Source organism: Rhodoferax sp., from assembly GCF_039922535.1.
In the GTDB taxonomy this organism is placed as follows: domain Bacteria; phylum Pseudomonadota; class Gammaproteobacteria; order Burkholderiales; family Burkholderiaceae_C; genus Rhodoferax_B.
Map to the genome: position 1 here is coordinate 1 of NZ_JBDTEM010000321.1, position 1778 is coordinate 1778.

A 1778-nucleotide genomic window follows, 5' to 3' on the forward strand; every position below is an offset into this window, starting at 1 on the left:
TAAAAGACTTGTAATCCGGCCCTGGGGTCGCCAGGGTCGGAGCCACCCGCTTGCCTGCCCAGCCCAGGTAGTTGCCCATCCAGACGACAGGGTGCCAACGCACGGGGGGTTCGCCAAAGCGCAGGTCGATAGCCAGGGCCAGCAGCAGTGCGATGGGGAAAATCCAGGCACTCATGCCAACACCGCCAGTGCCCGCTGCAGCCACTCAAAACCCACGCGCTCCTGCTCCAGCCGCAGGCTGAGGTGCTGGGTGCGCAGCGCGTCATACACCGCGCCTTCCGCCGCCGTCAGCCGGGGCAAGTCCCGCAGCGTGGGGGTGGGCTCGGTGCCCCAGTGGTCGGCGTGGGCCGTGAGGGTGGCGTAGTCCATCAGCAGAGACTGGGCGTGCGGCACGCGGGCGCGCAGTTGGTCGAGGATGGCGAAGCCGTGGGTGTCGATATCGCCCCAGTAAAACACGCTGCACTGCTGCAGCCACGCGGCCCCGGCCAGCATCTCGAAGCCGTAGCCTGCGCCAAACACGACGATGCTGCTGGGCACGGGCGGGAAGGCCAGAAAGTTGGTTTCGTTCTCGGTGATGAAGACGCATGCGAACCGGGTGATGGGCAGGTCCAACTGCTCGAACGCGGCCTGGGTGATGCCGACGTCGCTGCCGAAAGCGCTCTGCCCGTCCAGCAGCCGAAAGCGTATGCGCAGCGGCTTGTCGGTAAAGCCGTAGCGGCGAGCGAACGTGGTCGTGCTGGCGTCGATGGCTTCGGCGGGCAGGGCCAGGTCAAACAGCTCGGCCAGCACACCCCGATGGGCTTCGATGAACTTGCTGTCCACACCGGGAATGTCCACCTGGCGCAGGTAGATGCCGGGGCGCGGGTGGGCTTGCAGCCAGGCCAACACGGCCAGCAGGCGCGGCCAGGCGGCGGCGTAGCCCAGCGCGGCCAGCGGGCGTTTGTGCAGCCAGGGCTGCAGCACGGCGGGGGTGCTGGCGGCCAGGGCGCGCAGGCGTTGCGCGTCGGGCTGTTTGCCGACCAAGGCCAGCGCGGCATCGAGCGTGTCTAGCCAAAGTTCGGCAGGCAGGGTTTGCTGGCCCAGCACGCGGTGGTTCACGCTGCGCCTAACAATGCGCAACTGCGGCAGGCGGTGCAGTTGGGCCACCCAGTCGGTGGCTTCGGCGAAGCGCTCAGCCAGCTCGGTAGAGGTGGGCCCGACCAGCCGCAGGCGCAGGGGAAATGGCGTTTGCAGCAGCAGGCCTTTGTCCCACAGCTTTTGCACCTGGGCGCGCAGGTCGGCAGGCTTCGTCCAGCTCATCCAACCGCCTCCAGCCGCTGCTTTTCGGCCCGGTATTCCTCAATGCTGAGATTGCGCAACTGGGAGGCGCGGCCTTCCAGGTTGTTGACAAAGCCAACGCTGGCCACAAAGGGTTCGATGATGTGGATTTTTTGCAGCGGGGTGACGATCAGCAGCTGCAAGTTGAGCTTTTGGAACAGCTGCAGCCCGTACTGCGCCGACTCGTCCGAGCCCCGGCCAAAGGCCTCGTCAATCACCACAAAGCGAAAGCTGCGCGAGCGCTCTGCGCCCCATTCCAGGCCAAACTGGTAGGCCAGGCTGGCCGCCAAAATGGTATAGGCCAACTTTTCTTTTTGCCCGCCAGACTTGCCTCCCGAGTCGCTGTAGTGCTCGTGTTCGCGTTCGTCTTCGCGCCAGCGTTCACTGGCAGCAAACACGAAACAGTTGCGCACATCGGTGACCTTGGCGGTCCAGCGGCGGTCGGCCTCGCCGGTACCGTC

The 1778-nt window shown here is 65.9% G+C and carries 2 protein-coding genes and 1 pseudogene; all 3 read right to left on the reverse strand.

Features of this window, described 5'->3' with window-relative positions:
* Positions 1–175 (reverse strand): annotated as a pseudogene (locus tag ABI213_RS15345) (cobalamin biosynthesis protein); the annotation flags it as partial.
* Complete coding sequence (locus ABI213_RS15350; protein WP_348027726.1) at positions 172–1299, reverse strand: DUF3322 domain-containing protein; 1128 nt, start codon at positions 1297–1299, stop codon at positions 172–174. The gene ABI213_RS15350 and the pseudogene ABI213_RS15345, both read right to left, overlap by 4 nt.
* A partial coding sequence (locus ABI213_RS15355) for an SbcC/MukB-like Walker B domain-containing protein (RefSeq protein ID WP_348027728.1) occupies positions 1296–1778 on the reverse strand: 483 nt, incomplete at its 5' end. The genes ABI213_RS15350 and ABI213_RS15355, both read right to left, overlap by 4 nt.